This is a genomic window from Acidobacteriota bacterium (genome assembly GCA_003225175.1).
Classification (GTDB): domain Bacteria; phylum Acidobacteriota; class Terriglobia; order Terriglobales; family Acidobacteriaceae; genus Gp1-AA112.
In genome coordinates this window covers 138,217-156,061 of record QIBA01000039.1, presented here as the reverse complement: position 1 = coordinate 156,061, position 17,845 = coordinate 138,217, and the positions used below count along the sequence as shown (strand labels likewise).

The window sequence follows — 17,845 nt, the reverse complement described above, 5'->3', positions numbered from 1 at the left end:
AACGGAAGAATTAGTCTCCGGTCAGCGAAGTGCCAGGCCTTCTCATGCCGAAGGGAGAGGTTAGCCAAAAGGTAATAGAGAAGACCTTCTCCTCTCACAGGAGGACACAAGTTAGGCGAATGACGATGGTATGGCGAATGATTGTCTGGAAGATCAGAGACTTACGCCCTAATTGGGAAGAAGATTCGTCGCAGCAGGCATCGTCGTTTGCTTCACAAACGATGCTTCGTGTTACGAAAATGCGATCAGTTTACTGAAATCATAACGCCTCAAGCAGCAACAAACATCCCAGCGCAGCAATTCAGAATCAATACGATGGCATGATGGGTTGTTGTAAGGATCGCCCATCCAGGTTGGAGCAGGTTGGATGATTCACATCCTCGCAGCCGAGACGTCTCCTCTGGCAAGTCAGCTCTTGGCGGACGCCTTGCGCCGGTCTCGCATCCCGAAATTCCAAGTCAGTATTCCGTCATCGCTGACTCCAGACGGCTGTTTTGAAGAAATTGCACGAACACGTCCTGATGTCGCGGTTCTTGCCTTGAACCTGCGGAACGAACCGCTGAGCGCGCTCGAAGTCATTCGCGACCTGCATTCCCAGGGCACCGACACGAAGTGCGTCGTCTTACTCGAGCAATCCGACCGTAATCTGGTCATCGAGAACTTTCGTGCTGGAGCCTGTGGAGTCTTCCCGCGCTCGCATTCTCCTCAAATGCTGGCGCGATGTATCGAGAGCGTGCATGCCGGCCAAATTTGGGCGAGCTCGCAGGAGCTGCACTACGTGCTTGCCGAGTTGCGCAAGGCGAAGCCAATTAACATTGTGGACGCAAAGGGCAGGGTACTGCTCTCAGTTCGAGAAGCTCAGGTTGTCCGGCTGGTGGCCGAGGGCTTGAGTAATCGTGAGATCTCTCAACAGTTGTCGCTCAGCGAGCATACCGTCAAGAACTATCTGTTCAAAATTTTCGAGAAGCTTGGAGTCAGCACCCGGGTAGAACTCGTTCTCTACTCCATGGCGCGCAGGGAAGAACAAGAGGCCGCAGCCCACAAACACACCGCGTGAATCACAGCAGTGCTCTTGTGCAAGGAATGGTAGGCCGAATGGACTCGAACCATCGACCTTGCCGGCGCCGGGACGCTCTAAAAACCTGAGCTCCGGTCAATAGGTTCCTGAATCGTGCGATGTGACTTCCAACTCTTGATCTCCCGTTCGCGGCGTCTCGCTTCAGCCACTGTCGCGAAATCTTCTCGATAAGCAAGATTCCAAGGTCCTCGTTTTTTGGTCGACGGCGTATGCCCCGCCTGATGATGTTGCAAACGGGAGCCGAAATCTGATGTCGAACCGACGTAAAACTTGTTCGTAGTGATACTCCGCAGTATGTACATGCAGGGCATGGATGCGAAGCTAGACCATTAAACGAAATGGTAGGCCCGAATGGACTCGAACCATCGACCTCTTCCGTGTCAAGGAAGCGCTCTAACCAACTGAGCTACGGGCCTACATCGCGAGGTAATCTTAGTCTAATGGCACACGGCCAAAGGCGGCAATCAGAGGGGGCATCGGAAGAACTTGAACCTCAACCTTCCCGTCTCAGCAACTAAGCTTTGCTGCGCTCGCAAATACTATCTAGTCGCATCCGCAGGCATAGCGGCAAATGCCGCGAAGGCTAGTTGCTTGAGCCATTCGCCGTGGAATTTTCGGCGACAGTTCCGACCGAGAAGCGAGTGGGCTGCGGCCGATAGCCGTTGCGTGTGCGTACGCGATAGTTCTTCAGACGCTCGCCTATAAGCCTTACCGTAATGTTGCGCCAACCATGGTTGGGATTGTTTTTCGGATAATAGCTGAGTGAGTAAAGATGTCCAAGGTCGTCACGGATTGAAGCAAAGGCTTTGCGCTCGTCTCTCCAATTCTTGGAGAAGTACGCTTTCCCGCCGGTCGCGGCGGTCATGCGCTCAAATACTGCGGTTGAGACTGGTTCCAACCTGGCTTCGCGAGTGCTGATCATGTAGATGGGAATACCCGCGGATTGAGCAAGTTCGGCAACATCTTCCGGCGGCACGACGCTGGAATTGTCAGGGCCGTTCGAGAAGACCACCACGACTTTTCTTCCCGTAATTCCCGCAGCATCTTTCACCGTCAGCAGCAGCGAGTTATACAACGCAGCATCATCTCCGGCTACAGTTGTTCGCACTCCGCGTACTACGTCTGAACGATCCGCGGTGAGAGAGGCGGCGCGAGACAGATCGCGACTGTACGAATAGAAGGCAACCTTGTCAGCCTTCTCGAGCGAGCGCACAAACTCTGCGATTGCGTCCTGGGCAAAAACAAAGCCCCGGTACATGTAGTTGCTGGTGTCAAAGAGAATGTAGACGTTCGAGCCGGCGATGGCCGCGCTCAAGTTGTCTGTTTGCTCGGCAGGAGCAGTTGGCGGAGCGGCCGCAAAGGAAGTGGCGCTGAGGGGTTTGCCCTCGTCCTGTGCAACCTCACTCACGCTGCGAGTGGGGCCGTTCCCTTCGCCAAAGAATGCGATCTTTTCGCCGATCGTGTCCTCAGTAATCAAAAAGTCCGAAGGCTTCAAGCCAGTCACATAGTTTCCCTTGTTGTCGGTGACGGCAACATTGAGTTGCACGAGATCTACCGAGACCTGAAACTGTGCCTGTTGCGCATCCAACAAACTCGCAGAGCCGCTGATCAGCAGAAGGACAATCGTAAGAATTTGAAAATATCGTTTGCTCATAGGATTATTCCAGTTCATGCAGCGCAAAATTACTTCATCCACCAGTCGTGCAAAGACGCGACGCGCTTAATTTCGAGGCTGCGCGTTGCTCGCCTCCATCACCGAATTGACCTTTCCCTGGCGGAATTCGTCGCCGGTTTCACGGGTAGCACGAAGCAATGCCGGCCAGTCCTCGAGATCCGTGGCAAAGATCTTTTCCACCATGCGACGGGTCAGCTCCGGAACCAGGCGGTTCAGCATTACCGGCGAGTATTCTTTTTCGTCGGCCAGACGCGCCCAATACAGGTTATTCGAATCCCACGACTCGGCCAGGAACCGGCTTGAGTAGCCCATGAATGCCGGGAATGGGGGCAGGTTCAGAAGCTCGCGAGCATAGCTCTGTGCCAAAACGGGATGCGGAACTCCGAAGTCGCGCGACAAACGCTCCCAACTCACTTCATTGGGGTACTGCTGAGCCAGGTTTTGCAGGTCCTTCCCTGGTTGACCGAGTAAGCCGGCCTGATCGGGATAACGCTGCGAGAATTCGGCGGCGAGATAGAAGGAATCTGCCGGTGTTACGCGAATCAGTGCATCCGGTCCTCTTGCTGTACGCAACGCGCGCTGCACGCGGTCTACGCTCTTCGGTGCCAGGCGCTCGGAGAGAATCTCGATTACCTTATTGCGCACATCTTCGTTGTTTTGTGACGCCGTCAAGAGCTCCTCGCCCGCCTGCTGATACAGGGTTACGGCATGAAGTTCGTTTTTGCTGACGTCCCACCAGCGCGGCACAATCGCGCTCGTTAAAATTCCCGGCACCACCGCTCCCCAGATGAGCGCCTGCACATTCTCAGGGGTAATGAAATCCTGCTCGGCTTGCGCGAGCACATAAGGCAGATCGGCCAGCGATCCCACAAGATGCGCTCCACCACCTGCTGGGGAGCCGGCGCCAAATAATTGCGGGGCTCTCCAGCTTGCGCGCTGCATGCCGACTACCGTGTCTCCCGAAAAGTCATGGGAGCGCACGAACAACGGATTGTGATGCAGAATCTGAGCTCCCGGCGGCTCGTAGTAGGCGTAATTCAATCCCACCATCGTGTCTCTCAGGAACGAAGCAAGTTGTCCGCGCGCCTGAACCACTTGATCCGCCGAAGCCGGCTGCCGAACGACCTTGGAGAGATCGGTTTGCATCTCCAAGTCGGTGTGACGGTTGTTGTAGACGCCAGCGCCCCATTCTTCACGCTCGCTCTTCTTGAAGATCGGCTGCGGCATCTCGAACTCACGAAGTTGGCCCGCAAGTGAAGTTAAGCGCGCCGAGGATGCCTTGACGTGATCCACATCCTGCAAACCATCTCCTAACGTAATCAGAGTGTCGAGCGAGACCAGGCGTTGCGCATCGAGTACAGATCGCATTCGCGTCGCCACTTCCTGATGCATGCGCTGTCCTTCGGGAGTGGATTGCTGCGGACCTGCCAGCAGATCGATAAGCTCGCCTTGCGACGCCTCCGGCCTGCCCGTGGCGGCGACCATCAACTCTCGCAAAGAGCTGCGCCCCGCGTCGAAAACTCCGCTGGAACCGGCAACTTTGTCGAACGGCGCGATGATTCTCTGAAACGATGCATTCAGATCCTTTTTGGGAATCTGATTCTGACGAGCGAATATCTGCCACAGGCCAATGCCCGATTGGAACGTGCCCAGGGCATTTCCGCGGAGGTAGTGGTTGGGAAGGTTGTCGAGCCGTTCCGCCGCATTCAGGAAGGCGGTAATTGACGCGTCATCCAAGGATGGGAATTCAGCAAAAAGCAAGTACTGATCTCCGAATTTGGAAAACTTGCTCGCCATCAGCCACACTGTCTCGGCGCTCAAGCGGTGATGCGCACCACGGCCGCCGTCGAGCTCAGTCAACATCAGGTAAGCCTGAAGCGGTCCTACTTCCGTATCAACGCGAGAGATGGCTACCAGTGCCTCAAGCAACTGTTCGGAGTTATTCCAACCGTGGGCTTTCTTCCCCCAGTCGCGCGTTACTTCGGCGTAGTTCTTCTGACGAAGCACGCGTTTCCATACTTCAAGATTGCCGGGCACGCGCGGCTCGCCGTTCGATTCCCACTCCATGCGAGTGAGTAGAAGCAGGAGACCAGGAGCGGGACGAAACACGGATCGTGCGGCTTCAGCCGGAGGAGCCTCATGATGTCGCAGAGCTTCGTAGAAAGGCTTCAGCCTGCGTGACTCGGTGAAGTGAGCCTGCTGAGTTCGATTCACGCGAGAGAGAGCATCGAAGTAAGCGGCAAGCCAGCCATTGTCCTTCGCGACCAGTTTGGCAACGAACTCTCCGCCTGCATCCGGACCCACACCCGCCAGATCCTTCCAGGCGCCTTCAGCGCTGGTGCCGCCGGGCACGACCACATGTCCCGATTTGAAACGAATGCGGCTGCCGTAGAAATCCAGCACCGGGCCATACGCAGCAAGGCGCTTCAAACCCGGCGATTGCCGCAGCGCGAGCTGAGTGTCAGGGTCCATCTGGGCAAATGCCCAATAGAGGCGCGACAAACTGGAATCGCGGATCAGCGCGTCGATCAGGTTCTTGTTGCCGGTCCAGTCCGCTTCCGTGAAGAGCATGGGAACTCTCGAGCTGCGGAAGGCATAGGAAAATGCCGGACCTCCCTGCAGCGTCTTCTCCAATTCCGGTATTGGGAAGCCGGAGTCGATGGTTACAAACGCTCTTTGCGGGTCAGCCGTCTCCAGATAGCTGCCCGCCTGTCCGCAGTCCGTGCGCGTGCGATATCCGAGCACTTGAAGGAGAGGCCTCGCCTGTTCGCAATTAGCAACGCGAAGTACACCTTCAGCTCCGGCCATCACGTCCAATTCCCGCGCTTGCTGGACATACCGGCTCAGCAGAATTAGAAACTCCGTTGGGCGCGTGTGCGATGACGGTCCCTCATAGCCGAGCAAGAAAACGTTGCGTGCCAAAAGAGGAAGCACTTCGTCGGGTGCAGCTTTCTGGCTGATTCCCGCCATACGGAGGAACGACCGCAGCGGGCCAGGAATCTGAATGGTGGCTTCGGATGACGCGGAATCAGCCGCAGGGCCTGTGCCCGAAGGAGTACTGCCCCATGAGTTGGGCGTTAGGCAAACGAATAGAAAAACCGATACGCAAACTGAGCGCACGTAAAAAGCGGATTTCATGGCTGGAGCCCTCTCCGAACCGTGGAGACACCTGCCAGCTAATCTTCGCGGGGACGAAACGGGGCTGAAACTCTAACGTAACCGTTCGGCAGACCGAACGCGTGGAGGAGCCCGAATCGTCGAACGCCGCTTGAATTAGGGGTTTTGGCTTTATCTCGTCGTTGGTGTCCCCCGAGTCCCTCGAACAAAATCGGCCCACAAGATAAACCATCTAGGACGCTAAGTCCAAGGCCAATTCAGGCCAGAGTACCGGAAAACGTGCCGGCGGACAGAAACCAGCAGGTTTATTGTGCGAAATCCAGGCTTTTCATCGATACGTATCCAAATTTTCGACCACTGGGTTAATCCCATTGCACATGATGCGGTGCGGACGCAGAGGACGCTCAGCCTGACGTACCGCAGCGATTTGGCTGGCGCGGTTCGGTTATGCCTGGAGGTTCCGTCCTGTCTTTCCCCGCTTTCCCACTTCGAGATGTGGCATGATTTCTCGGGAGGGTATCTCGTGAACAGAGGACTTTGTCTTGCATTTGCTGCATTGATGGCGGTTCCCAGCGCTCTACTCGGGCAGGAGAAGTCACAAGCGCCGGCCACTCCGCCGGCAAACCCGATTACCGCGAGCGAAAAAGGTCTGTACTCATTTGTGAGCACCGCCGCCGTCGGCGCGGCGCAGAAAATGCCGGAAGAAAACTACTCCTTCAAACCGACGCCGGAGGTTCGAAGTTTTGGCCAGTTGGTCGGCCATGTGGCCGACGCTTCCTACATGTTCTGCTCGCTAAGCCTCGGCGAAGCTAACCCAGCCAAGGCAATCGAAAAAACCAAGACCTCGAAGGCCGATCTTGTTGCCGCACTGCAGGACGCCGTTGCCTACTGCAACAAGGCATTCGACAGCATGACCGATGTAAAAGGCAGCCAAATGGTGAAATTCAGGAACTTCGACATAGCGAAGCTCACGGTGTTCTCGCTGAACACGGCGCATACGGATGAGCACTACGGAAACATGGTGACCTACCTGCGAATGAAGGGGATTGTGCCTCCGACCAGTGAAAACCCACCCGCACAGGCCCCAAAATAAAATGCTCAGCTTTTGTCGGGTAGATGAGTGGCCGGGGTGAGGCGGCAATCACCCTAGCCACGATTTATGCGACAAGTGCCGCGTTGTCTGCGGGCGGGTTCAGAAGGAAAGCGCAGAAGGAAAGCGCGGGATCTTCGCCCATCCTCAGCGAAAGTTTTCAACCAGCATGATTTCGCTTCCCCCTTCGTCGGGCTGCGAGATGAGCAGCAGCTTGCCGTCGGGCGAGACGGTCATTCCCGGTCCGGGCTTCGGGCCGCCTTCCAGAGAGCGGAGATCGACCATCTTCTGCGTTTCAAAATTGAAGAACGACAGCATCGGAACGATGTCCGTTGAGTTTGCTTTTCGCCCTGGCCGAAGCAGGTAGATGCCTTTATCGCTGAGGCTCCAGTATCTCCACAGGCTGCGGAGCAGTTCGCCCGTTACCAGCGTCTCTGGGCCGCCGTTTGCCGGCATGGAGAAAAGGCCGGATTCGTTCCACTTCGCGTAGTAAAGGGTCCTGCCGTCGCTGGATTCGAATGGGGCGAAGCCGCCGTTTTTCGTAACCTGCACCGGCGACTGCGAACCGTCAGCCAAGGTTTTCCAGAGATCCCAATGGCCGCCTGCGTTCGAGGCATAGTAAATCCAGCGGCCGTCATGGGACCAATTTGGAACGACCGCATCGTTACGGCCGCTGTTCGTGATCCGACGCGGTGTTCCGCCTTGAGCATCGATCACGTAAATGTCGGAGTGTTTCTCCGGGCGGGCATCGAAAGCAAGCTGTTTGCCGTCTGGCGACCAATGCGGACTCCCGGTCTGCCGGTTCCCGAAGTTCGTGAGCTGAACAGCGTTGGAGCCATCGGGCGACGCCACCCAGATCTCCCATGAGCCGCTGCGGCTGGAAGCGAACGCAACTCGACGCCCATCGGGCGAGAACTGCGGAGCGGCCTGCAATTGCCGTGAGGCGATCGCAATTCTCCCGGGAGCTGCAGGCTCGCCTGGGGCGGGGATGTCGTAGGCCCAAATCTTGTCGGAGTAAGTTGATTTCACGTAGGCGAGGTAATTCCCTGCCGGTGGAACCGTCGGACTCTCGGCGTCATCGCCTCCGAATGGCAGCTGCCTCGGAATAGTGCCTCCCACCGGAACTCGCCACAGCGCGCGGCGTTCTCCCCCGCCGCGGGCTGACGAAAAAATCACGTCGTGCCCGTTCTGGGAAAACGCGATTCCGCCGATGTGCTCGCCGTCGTGCGTCAGGCGCCGAGGCACGCCTCCGCGGGCGCTCATCACGAAGACGTCGGACGCGCCGGAGGTGTAATTGCGCGAGAAGGCAATGAGCTTGCCGTCAGGCGAGAATGCCGGAAGCGTGTCGCCGTTGTAGTTTAAAGGCGGAGATGTGAGAGGGCGACGTCCGCTTCCATCAACGGAGACGCGATAGAGGACGAACGGCTCGCCAGGCGCCGATCGCTCCGCCGTCAGAAACCATTTGCCGTCTGGCGACCAGCGCAAATCGCTGAGCTCGCCGACAGCAAACAACTTCTTCTCTTCTCCTCCGATGGCCGGAGCCATGTAGACGGCGGCAGCCGGATGCGTGGCCATTCGCTTCTTGATCTGTTCGGCAAGCGACTCGTTGGGCTCCGGTTTTGGGTCGGGAATCCTCTCGAAGCGCACACACGCGATGTAACGGCCATCAGGAGACCACGCAGGCAGAATGTGTCCCACACGTTCCTGCGCCGGGATCAGGCGTACCGGGGTTCCATCTTTCACCAGTTTTACGTAGATATCCGGCAGATCGCCTTTTTGTGACACCCAGGCATATGCAATCTCTTTCCCATCCGGCGAGAACTGCGGCTGCACCTCGAATCCGAGCGCGCCAGTGAGTGGGACGAGCCGAAATTCCCCGACCGACGTTACTCCGAATGAGTGCGGTCGCGGACGGTTCACCATAACGGCGGCAATCACGATCAAAACCAGCAAACCGGCCAGAGGAAGCAAAATGTAACGGCGCGACAAGCGCTTTGCCGCCGGAAGAGCCGGGATGGCACGCGCCTCGTCGACGACTGGGCTCAGACTCGGCGTGCCATTCTGTGCGCTCTTGACCGGGGCAATGAAGCGATACCCGCGCCGAGGCAACGTCTCGATAAAGCGCGGATTGTCTGCGTCGTCGCCGAGAGTGCGCCGCAGCTTTTTAACCGCGACATTGATGGCTTGATCGAAGTCGCCGAACTCCGCTTCGCCCCATAAGCGCCGCTTGAGCTCGTCGCGTGAGATCAGCTCTCCCGGGCGCTCAAGCAAAACCGCAAGCACCCTGAAAGGTTGATCCTGCAGGCGAACCCGCAATCCTGCTTTGCGCAGCTCCCGGGTTTGGATATTGAGATCGAAGAGTCCGAAGCGAAGCAGATGCGGCTTTTCATCCTCTGGGAGCTCGCGCTTCGGGGATTGTGACTCGTGAGACACAGCCGACTTTAGCTGACCAGAGCGCATCGTCTCATAATCTCCCAATCTTCGCACGCTTCCACGCCGCGCTCCTCAGGACATACCTCGCAATAACCGCCGTTGCAAGAATCGCTTAGCTGGACACCTCAAATTCCCGAATTGAACAGCCCGGCTCATTGAGTGCCGCAGCTGACCCGAGCAGATTGGCCTCCGAACTTGGACGATCCGGAAGCCATGAAGTTAGTCAGAGGACTGGGAACAATTTTGGCGATGGCGATGCTCACGGCTGCCGGAAGCACTCAGGACAAGCCGCGGGTCAAGCAAGCAGATCTGCGGGACGAATCCATCGTCCTATGTGGGGATGGACTCACTGGCAGCGACTGCCAGATGGCGCGCGGACTTATGCGTCTGGCGCTGAAGCGCCTGAGTACCTCGATACCAGACTGGAGGATCGTAGTCGTGGCCCAGTCCCGCTGGAACGAAGTTGCCGCCGGCTTTCGCGTAAAACCCACCACCCCGGCCTTCTCGAGCCCGGGAATCCGAACTACGTATGTAGAAGGCAATCTTCTCTCGCAGGACGCTCGCATTGACGAGAACCTGCAACGCTACACGCCTTTGACAGGCTTAAACAAACTCACCTGGATCATCGCCCATGAGTATGGCCACATCCTGTGCGAGACGAGCGACGAACGAAAAGCCAATGCAGCCGCAGGCCGTTTGATCTACGGCAGGGGAGAAGTCTGCCGTTAGAGTTAACCTGTCGTGCGCCTTCGGAGCCGCGGTTTTCATGGGAGAAGCGCATCGAATTGAAAGCCCCAGTTTCGCGAGTCTGGCGGGCCTTAACGCGGACGATCTATCGATTCGCATGCGATACCGCACACTTCCTACGTAATCTTGTAGAGCAACGGATTGCAAAACTATTTTTGTGCCGGCTCGCAACTTGTTGATGCGCTTCGGCAAGGAGAGGCGGCGAGCAACGGATGAAGCTTGCATTTTCTGCTCAACTCCCGCGATCATGCGAGTGGCCATGCCGCGCTCGATATATCCCATTTTGGAATTTGCTGGCAGAGATGGAGCTTGCGTCTTTCAGGCTGCAAGCGTAGCTTGCAGCCGGTCTGGCGCTTTCTTCCGCCATGTCGCTGCGGAGGCTCAGGCCTGGTTCGAGTTTCGGAGGTCCCCGAAAAATCCTCGAGTGTTTCGGGGATTATCCCCGCACCATCCCCGGCGCCTTCGGGGATCGATCCCCGGGAATCCCCGGAAGCTCCGGGGATTGGTTGGGGATCTCGGCTGCGAAGTCCTTTGGATTTGGGGATCGAGTCGAAAACAGCCTTTTCCTAAAAAGAGACGGGCTATGGATGATTGCGTGCCCGCGAGTTCGCGCGCAGCATGAGGCTGGCGGAGGTGGAGTCCTTCAACACGCTGTGCGGGATAGCCGGATACAGCGGCTGTACATTTCTCTAATTGGGAAAGAGAGTCTCTTAGAACAGAAAGGTTATGCGAGCAACGGATTGGAGTCGGAGCAATTCACTGCTTATTCGCTGTTATTCACTGTTCTTTTGCGACCGACGGAATTCCGCGTCTTCTGCAAGGGATTGACAGCGACGCGGTTGAACGAAATTTTCCGTTGCTCGTATAGCCGATGTCAAAAAATTCACTGATAAATTCGCTGTTCCCCTGCGTCCATGCAGTTCGCACGCAAAACCGTCGGTCGTCCCCGCGCGGCTTAAAGCGTGTAGGCTGAAAGCATAGACATGCAGCTCAGCGGAATGGAAGCTCGAGTTTTAGGATCGCTGATCGAAAAAGAAATCACTACGCCGGATTACTATCCGCTTTCGTTGAACGCGCTGGTGAATGCGTGCAATCAGAAGAACAATCGCGAGCCGGTGATGAATCTTGACGAAGACGCCGTGCGTAAGGCTCTTGATGCACTGCAGAGCCATAGGCTCGCAGGTCCTGCCCGCGGTGCTGACAGTCGAGTGACGAAGTACGAACATCGCGTTCAGGAGGTCTTCAATTTCACGCGCGGCGAAACTGCGATTTTGTGTGTACTCCTGCTGCGGGGGCCGCAAACTCCGGGCGAGCTTCGTGGGCGAACTGAGCGGATGTTCCGTTTTGAGCATTTGGATGATGTGCAGTCCACATTGCAGCGTTTGATCGAGCGTGAGCCGCCACTTGTCGCTATGTTGCAGCGCCAGCCTGGCACGAAGGAATCGCGCTACATGCATCTGCTGTCAGGCCATTCGGAGCCTGCCGCACAGCCGGCGAGCGCAGCTCGTGACCAGGAAGATGGTCGAACAATGCGACTCGAGGAGGAATTCGAGAGACTTCGTGCGGAAGTGGAGGAAGTGAAGCGGCAGCTTGCGGATCTTCGCAGGCAACTCGAATGAACGCTGGCTTGTGAAGTGAAAAAGCCGCGCCCTTAGGAAGACGCGAGGTCCAGAACAAAAACGCTATTGCCGAATCGTAGACTTTTCCGAGTCGACAGATTTCTTAACGTCGCTTCCGGAGGCTGCTTTCGGGCGTGTTGACCGCATGCCGATCAGGGGTCCCTGGTAGCTCAATTCGCTGACTTCTCGATCTCGACTGGTGTTCTGCATCAGAACTCACCTCGGCAACTTGTAGTGAAACTCTATCGCTTCGGCAAGAGGCCGCCTAGATTACGAAAGGAACTGAGTTTCATAGCGCTAAGCTGCAGAGTTCGTGAGGCTTATCGGTTGGATGAGGCCGAGGTTCATCTCTGATATGGCGATCCAAAAGAATCGCGGGGACTAAAAAAAACCGGCTGCGCCTCCCCCAAAGGCACAGCCGGTAGAACAACCTCGATGAAACCGATTGCGGTTAGTCTCCCGTCGCCATGGCTGCGCGGGCAGCCACTGCTACCGGTGCTGGAGCTGTCTCCTTCGCACCACCGAAATAGTGCTTGTAGGAGTGGAAGACTCCGAACATCACCGGCAGCACGAAGAGCGGAACCTGCCAGCCGATCTTCGCCGTTGCTGCGAGCACCAGACCGGCAATCGCCGCGCTGGCTACGAAGTACGGGAAGGAAAGCTGGAAGATGTTGCCCCAAACCTTCAGGGCATTCTTCGCTTCCGTGAGCGAGATGACGATGGCTACCGGAACGGTGTTGGCTACGAAGAATCCGCCTGCAGCCAGAGCCAGCACCAACCCATGCGAACTAGTCATGTTGTTGAGTGCCGGATAACCGAACAGGAAGCGCGTTGCCGCTACTGCCAGAGCCATGTTGCTGAAGTTGAAGATCGCCTGCACCGTGTTGAACTTCTGCGTTGCACGTGGCAAGCACTGAACGAACGTCGAGAAGCACGCTACAGCCAGAGCTTCCGACGCGCTCATCTCGGCCACCGCGACCAGGATGAACGGCAAATTCACCGACATGCTTCCAGTGAGTCCGGGCAACTTCACTTTCAATCGCGCTGCCAGGCAGGCCACCAGAAGGAACGAGATAACCCGAGTGTGATCGGCCGATTGTGCGTGAAGGATAGCGTTCGCCAATACCGCAAAACCCGCCAAGATTACGAGCGCGATGAAGAACTGTGCTGATCGTTTCACAGCGCACCTCCCGTCGTGCTTGGGTCTGTCGGGAGTACTGATTCACCGTCGGTTATGGTGCCCCCGGAATCAGTAGTGTCGGCATCGCTGTCGTCGCCAGGATCGCCATCGCTCAGCGCGTTCAGAGTTCCATCGTCGAGCTGACCCCACACGACGCTCTGACCCCAAACCATGCTGCAGGCGTCAGTGCCGACTTGGCCCCAAACCACTGAGTTGCCCCAAACCAGAGAGGTGGCGTCAACTTCCAGCTGACCCCAAACCACTGAGTTTGCGAACACACTCGATTGTCCCCAGACCATCGACTGGCCCCATACAACCGAGAGGCCATTGGTTAATGTCGCGGTCTTGGTAAGCGGGTTGAAGACAACGGTCGGCGAAGCTGCACCGCCGTTAACCGGCGTCGTGTCATTCAGAGCGGCCTGAACGTCAAAGTACCCGGAGCCGATGGTGAACACGTCGTATTGGGACAGGTAAGTGTTGCCCTTTACGTCGCGACCCCAACTGTTGCCGCGTACCGGATAGCCTTTCCAAGCGCTCCGCATCATGCGTGCCTTGATTGTGTCAGGCGTCATGTTCGGATTGCTCTGGATCATCAACGCAGCGCCGCCGGCGACTACTGGAGTCGCCATGCTGGTACCGCTCAACTGCAGGTACTGCGGACCAGGTGAAGTAGCGCCACAGTCGCTTTGACCAGCGAACACGTCGCAGAGCCATGTGAGCTGCGTCGGCTTGATGATGGCTGACACAGGAGCCAGCTGGCCCAAAGTCGATCCGGGCGAAAGCAGCGACGTGATCTTGTTTCCCGGAGCCATGATGTCTGGCTTCAGGACGTGATCCAGCAGCGTTGGGCCTTTAGAACTGTAGCTGGCGACGATGTCGTCGTTTCGCGTCCAGGTTCCCTGTGGGCTCATCGCGCCAACGGTGATCACATTAGGATCGTTGCCGGGAGCTTCGATCGTCGCGTAACCCTGCTCGCCGAAGCTGTTGTCGCGACCCATGTTGCCGGCCGCTGTGACAACCACGATTCCAGCCTTCCACGCCGCCTCAGCTGCCTGGCAGAGAGGATCCAGGCTGTACGACTCGAATACCGGACGTCCGAGCGACAGGTTGATCACGCGGATGTTGTATTGAGTCTTCAACTGGATCGCGCGACTGATAGCCGCAATCACTCGGCTATCGGAGCCGCCGCCATTGGCGTCGAGCACTCGCAAGTTGACGATGTTGGCATTGGGCGCCATGCCGTAGAAGCGTCCGGCTGAATCATGTCCGTTTCCGGCGACGATTCCGGCGACGTGTGTGCCGTGACCGTATGCGTCGTTGGTGCTGGGATCTCCAGGCACGAAGCTCTCGCTATAGACCACGCGAGAAGACTTCATATCTGCGGTCTGAAGGTCATCGTGCTGATAGACGCCGCTATCGATGACTGCAATGCCGATTCCAGTTCCGTCTACGCCCCAGTTCTGACGGGCAATGGCATCGTTCACGGGTTGCGGGAAGTCATCCCACGCTGACTTGGTCGGACGGTCAGGAGAAACATAAGTTACCCAGCCGTTCGAAACGAGCTTCTCAAGCAGTTTCTTGGGAACATTAGCCGCGACAGCGCCGATGCCCGTAAGGTTGCGGTTGATACTGCGGGCGAATTGCTTTACTTGCCCTGGAGGTGTGCCCGGCGACAACTGCACGATTACACTAACCGTGCCGTCCGGGTTCACCGGGAAATTGTCGAGGTCAGGCGCCGCTTTAGGTCCGTACTTGCCTTTACCTGATGCCGCGAACGCTGCGCTCAAGAACATCAGCAGCATCGCCGCAATCAGAGGCAAGCGCCAGAACCTGGCTGCTGCACCCTTCATTGTTGTTTGCGGTTTCATTGAGTTCTGCTTTCTTAACTCCCTGCTAAAAGTTTTGTGAACTGCTCTGGGGAGGTTCACTTTCTTTTCAGCCGCACTCTCGTGCGGGTTAACAGCGAAAGACCTGCTTAGGAACCCCAAACTGCTGAGGCAACTGCGCTAAGCGCGTGTTTCACTTGCGGGGAGGAAAGGTTGAACCCAGCCACAATAGCCAACGTCAGGCTGAGCACGATAGCGACGGTTTTGCTGCTCTTGGACATAGCGGTGACGAATACCTCGCCCGCTGTAAGTGCAAGCCAGCAACCAGAGTTGTTAAAATCGATAATCTGTTGTGTTTCAGTGAGTTACAGAAAATCTGCGGACTGGGAAGTTGGGACAGTTCGTCTGCATCAAAATGAGAACCTAAAGAGGTGAATGATCTTAAGCTATTGAAAAAGATAGGCTTATATGGAAATCGCCAAATGAGAGACATTTTGGCGCAATCCTGGCGCAATCCGGTGGCGCAATTGGGCAAGTAGAGCCTGCGAAGTGCTTCCGCTGAAGCTCCGGAACAGTGAGAATTTAAGACTCAATTTTCCAAGACTAACCGGATGTTACCGGATGCTTTCCAATACATGAGTTTCTGGTGTGAGGAACAGTGAATCGCAGTGAAATATCGGTGAATTTTGCGCGTACACGGCCTTTGGTGCGCCTACAGGGCCTTCACTGTAGGTTGAGCTTTTTCTCAGCCTCGAGAGCGATCGGCGTCTGCCAGCATGGAGCTGCCCACAATTCACGATCTGCGTCCAATTGGGGATAGTTGCTGCCTGGCGAAACGGGTTCTGTCCATTTCCGAACATTTTCATTCGGCCGCGAACACAGGTTTTTGCGGACTGCCATAAGATGTGCTATTTATCCCCGCGTTTTCATTGTGTTACGGCTTTCATTCCTTTGGCAGACCAAACGCACTAGGGGGTGTAGTCATGGATATTCAGAGACCATCAAATGCCGCGGCCAAGCGCAGGCGGCGGATTATCGTTTCGGCGCTCGCCATCATCTTTATTGCAGGCGTAACGCTGGGACTCTCACGACTCAAGCCAGCAGCTCCGAGCGTTGAACGCTCCACCATATGGACCGATACCGTGAAACGGGGCCCAATGCTGCGGCAGGTTAGAGGCCTTGGAACTCTCGTTCCAGTCGATATTCGATGGATTCCCGCGCTCACCGACGGAACTGTAGAGCGCCGACGCATCCTCCCCGGCACTCAGGTCAAAGCCGACACCATCATCATGGACCTGAGCAATCCGCAAACTGAGCAAGAGGCTCAGGATGCCGAACTCCAGCTCAAGGCCGCTGAAGCCGAATACAAGAACTTGGAAGTGAAGGTCCAGAGCGATCTGATGACGCAGCGGGCTAACGCTGCCACGGTGGGCGCAGATTATAGCGACGCCAAAACCAAGGCGGAGATCGATGAGCAACTCCAGAAGCTCGGAGTCATTTCGGGACAGGCACTTAAAAGCTCCAAGGGCAAAGCGGACGAACTTTCCACAAGAAACCAGATCGAGCAAGAAAGAGTTGCTATCAATACCAAATCTGTAACGTCTCAATTGGCGGTGCAGCAGGCAAAGATCGACGAGTTGAAAGCTCTGTACCAGCTCAAGATGAAGCAACTCGACTCCCTGCACGTGCGCGCTGGCATTGACGGCGTTCTCACCGAAGTGCCGGTGGTGGAAGGACAGCGTGTGACAGCGGGCAGCAACCTGGCGAAAGTTGTGCAGCCGAATCACCTCAAGGCAGAGCTGAAGATCGCGGAAACGCAGTCGAAAGACATCACCTTTGGTCAGCCGGCTTCAGTGGACACGCATAACGGAGTGATTCAAGGAACGGTGATGCGTATCGATCCGGCAGTAATTAATGGTACGGTCACGGTTGACGTGAAGCTGGAAGGACAGCTACCTCCAGGTGCTCGGCCGGATTTGAGCGTGGATGGAACGATCGATCTCGATCGGTTGGCGAATGTAGAGTACGTAGGCCGTCCGGCCTTTGGTCAGGAAAACAGTAAGGTGAGCATGTTCAAGCTCGATCCTGACGGTAAAGGCGCCACCCGGGTAACCGTCTCGCTGGGACGCAGTTCCGTAAACGCAGTTGAGATTCTCGGCGGATTGAATGAAGGCGATCAGGTAATCCTGTCCGACATGTCGCGCTGGGATAATGTCGATCGCATTCGCTTGGAGTAGCTTCGGAAGCTGCGCAGCTTCGAACTTCAAATATCAGGAATTTATTGTCGTCTAAGAGGAGAGTAAATGGCATCGAACGGCAGGCCGCTGATCACGCTCGAGAACGTAACCAAAATCTTCTACACCGATGAAGTAGAGACGCACGCTCTCTCCGGCATTCATCTCGAGATTCGCGAAGGCGAGTACGTCTCGATGGCTGGACCGTCCGGCTGCGGAAAGTCGACGCTGCTGTCCATCATAGGCCTGCTCGATACACCTACCGACGGCACTTACGTTCTCAACAACAAGCCGGTGCAGAGCCTCGATTTCGCCGATCGCGCCCGCATTCGCAACCAGGAGATCGGGTTCATCTTCCAGAGCTTTAACCTTATCGGCGATCTCACCGTGTACGAGAACGTCGAGCTGCCGCTCACCTATCGCAAGATGGGCGCAGCCGAACGCAAAGAACGTGTTCACGGCGCGCTGGAGAAGGTAGGAATGTCGCACCGCATGCGACACTATCCGTCGCAACTCTCCGGCGGTCAACAGCAGCGCGTGGCGGTAGCCCGAGCGCTCGCAGGCAAGCCGTCGATCCTGCTCGCGGACGAACCTACTGGAAACCTCGATTCCCGAAATGGTGAAGCGGTGATGGAACTGCTCCAACAGCTCCATCGCGAAGGCGCGACGATCTGCATGGTGACGCACGATGAGCGTTTCGCCCGGCATGCCGAGCGCACGATTCATCTGTTCGACGGCAAGGTTGTGGAGGAAAGCGTCAGCGTAGCGTAGGTTCAGCAGCCCCTACAGTTTGGTTAGCAAGAACGCTCAATGGAGCGGCGGGGAAGTTGTGTGCAGCCTTGTCAT

13 protein-coding genes and 1 tRNA gene are annotated in these 17,845 nt (G+C 56.6%); 7 read left to right on the top strand and 7 right to left on the bottom strand.

All coding sequences use genetic code 11. From position 1 onward, the window contains the following. The first annotated feature begins 367 nt into the window (after positions 1 to 367). Positions 368 to 1,057 carry a hypothetical protein gene (locus DMG62_09455; GenBank protein PYY23304.1) on the top strand — a complete coding sequence of 230 codons (690 nt, stop codon included), beginning with the start codon at positions 368 to 370 and terminating at the stop codon, positions 1,055 to 1,057. 77 nt (positions 1,058 to 1,134) lie between these two features. Here DMG62_09455 and DMG62_09450 read toward each other — a convergent pair whose 3' ends face one another. From DMG62_09450 to DMG62_09435, 4 genes are all read right to left on the bottom strand, one after another. Next, a complete protein-coding gene (locus tag DMG62_09450; protein PYY23303.1) occupies positions 1,135 to 1,389 on the bottom strand; it encodes a GIY-YIG nuclease superfamily protein in 255 nt (84 codons plus the stop codon). 28 nt (positions 1,390 to 1,417) lie between these two features. Next, positions 1,418 to 1,494, bottom strand: a tRNA-Val gene (locus DMG62_09445). A gap of 167 nt (positions 1,495 to 1,661) precedes the next feature. Continuing rightward, positions 1,662 to 2,732: a VWA domain-containing protein gene (locus DMG62_09440; protein ID PYY23302.1), complete on the bottom strand. Its 1,071-nt coding sequence runs from the start codon at positions 2,730 to 2,732 to the stop codon at positions 1,662 to 1,664. Positions 2,733 to 2,798: 66 nt separating this feature from the next. Then, the gene (locus DMG62_09435; protein ID PYY23301.1) at positions 2,799 to 5,891 is read right to left on the bottom strand and encodes a hypothetical protein; all 3,093 of its coding nucleotides are present in this window, start codon (positions 5,889 to 5,891) and stop codon (positions 2,799 to 2,801) included. 472 nt (positions 5,892 to 6,363) lie between these two features. Between DMG62_09435 and DMG62_09430 the strand changes: the two genes are divergently transcribed. Further along, entirely contained in the window at positions 6,364 to 6,963 is a 600-nt protein-coding gene (locus DMG62_09430; protein ID PYY23341.1) for a DinB family protein, read from the top strand. Between the two features lie 144 nt (positions 6,964 to 7,107). On the opposite strand, the gene DMG62_09425 is transcribed toward DMG62_09430, so the two are convergent. Further along, a complete protein-coding gene (locus DMG62_09425; protein PYY23300.1) occupies positions 7,108 to 9,420 on the bottom strand; it encodes a hypothetical protein in 2,313 nt (770 codons plus the stop codon). 132 nt (positions 9,421 to 9,552) lie between these two features. Between DMG62_09425 and DMG62_09420 the strand changes: the two genes are divergently transcribed. The 3 genes from DMG62_09420 to DMG62_09410 all read left to right on the top strand — a co-directional run bounded on the left by DMG62_09420 (position 9,553) and on the right by DMG62_09410 (position 11,759). After that, positions 9,553 to 10,122, top strand: a complete 570-nt coding sequence (locus DMG62_09420) for a hypothetical protein (GenBank protein ID PYY23299.1) — start codon at positions 9,553 to 9,555, stop codon at positions 10,120 to 10,122. Between the two features lie 383 nt (positions 10,123 to 10,505). Then, positions 10,506 to 11,030 carry a hypothetical protein gene (locus tag DMG62_09415; GenBank protein ID PYY23298.1) on the top strand — a complete coding sequence of 175 codons (525 nt, stop codon included), beginning with the start codon at positions 10,506 to 10,508 and terminating at the stop codon, positions 11,028 to 11,030. Positions 11,031 to 11,117: 87 nt separating this feature from the next. Then, on the top strand, positions 11,118 to 11,759 hold the full coding sequence (locus tag DMG62_09410) for a DUF480 domain-containing protein (protein ID PYY23297.1): 642 nt from the start codon (positions 11,118 to 11,120) through the stop codon (positions 11,757 to 11,759). A 451-nt stretch (positions 11,760 to 12,210) separates the two neighbouring features. Here DMG62_09410 and DMG62_09405 read toward each other — a convergent pair whose 3' ends face one another. Further along, the gene (locus tag DMG62_09405) at positions 12,211 to 12,939 is read right to left on the bottom strand and encodes a hypothetical protein (protein PYY23296.1); all 729 of its coding nucleotides are present in this window, start codon (positions 12,937 to 12,939) and stop codon (positions 12,211 to 12,213) included. Beyond that, positions 12,936 to 14,807, bottom strand: a complete 1,872-nt coding sequence (locus tag DMG62_09400) for a hypothetical protein (GenBank protein ID PYY23295.1) — start codon at positions 14,805 to 14,807, stop codon at positions 12,936 to 12,938. The genes DMG62_09405 and DMG62_09400 overlap by 4 nt, the downstream gene beginning before the upstream one ends. Positions 14,808 to 15,748: 941 nt before the next feature. On the opposite strand from DMG62_09400, the gene DMG62_09395 reads away from it, so the two are divergent. After that, positions 15,749 to 17,002 carry an RND transporter gene (locus DMG62_09395; protein ID PYY23294.1) on the top strand — a complete coding sequence of 418 codons (1,254 nt, stop codon included), beginning with the start codon at positions 15,749 to 15,751 and terminating at the stop codon, positions 17,000 to 17,002. A gap of 66 nt (positions 17,003 to 17,068) precedes the next feature. Continuing rightward, positions 17,069 to 17,770: an ABC transporter ATP-binding protein gene (locus tag DMG62_09390; GenBank protein PYY23293.1), complete on the top strand. Its 702-nt coding sequence runs from the start codon at positions 17,069 to 17,071 to the stop codon at positions 17,768 to 17,770. The last annotated feature ends 75 nt before the right edge of the window (positions 17,771 to 17,845 follow it).

Excerpts from the sequence above, each read along its gene's own strand:
- DMG62_09455 (PYY23304.1), top strand. The coding sequence starts at position 368 with ATGATTCACATCCTCGCAGCCGAGACGTCTCCTCTGGCAAGTCAGCTC.
- DMG62_09450 (PYY23303.1), bottom strand. The coding sequence starts at position 1,389 with ATGCCCTGCATGTACATACTGCGGAGTATCACTACGAACAAGTTTTAC.
- DMG62_09440 (PYY23302.1), bottom strand. The coding sequence starts at position 2,732 with ATGAGCAAACGATATTTTCAAATTCTTACGATTGTCCTTCTGCTGATC.
- DMG62_09435 (PYY23301.1), bottom strand. The coding sequence starts at position 5,891 with ATGAAATCCGCTTTTTACGTGCGCTCAGTTTGCGTATCGGTTTTTCTA.
- DMG62_09430 (PYY23341.1), top strand. The coding sequence starts at position 6,364 with ATGTGGCATGATTTCTCGGGAGGGTATCTCGTGAACAGAGGACTTTGT.
- DMG62_09425 (PYY23300.1), bottom strand. The coding sequence starts at position 9,420 with ATGCGCTCTGGTCAGCTAAAGTCGGCTGTGTCTCACGAGTCACAATCC.
- DMG62_09415 (PYY23298.1), top strand. The coding sequence starts at position 10,506 with ATGTCGCTGCGGAGGCTCAGGCCTGGTTCGAGTTTCGGAGGTCCCCGA.
- DMG62_09400 (PYY23295.1), bottom strand. The coding sequence starts at position 14,807 with ATGAAACCGCAAACAACAATGAAGGGTGCAGCAGCCAGGTTCTGGCGC.
- DMG62_09395 (PYY23294.1), top strand. The coding sequence starts at position 15,749 with ATGGATATTCAGAGACCATCAAATGCCGCGGCCAAGCGCAGGCGGCGG.
- DMG62_09390 (PYY23293.1), top strand. The coding sequence starts at position 17,069 with ATGGCATCGAACGGCAGGCCGCTGATCACGCTCGAGAACGTAACCAAA.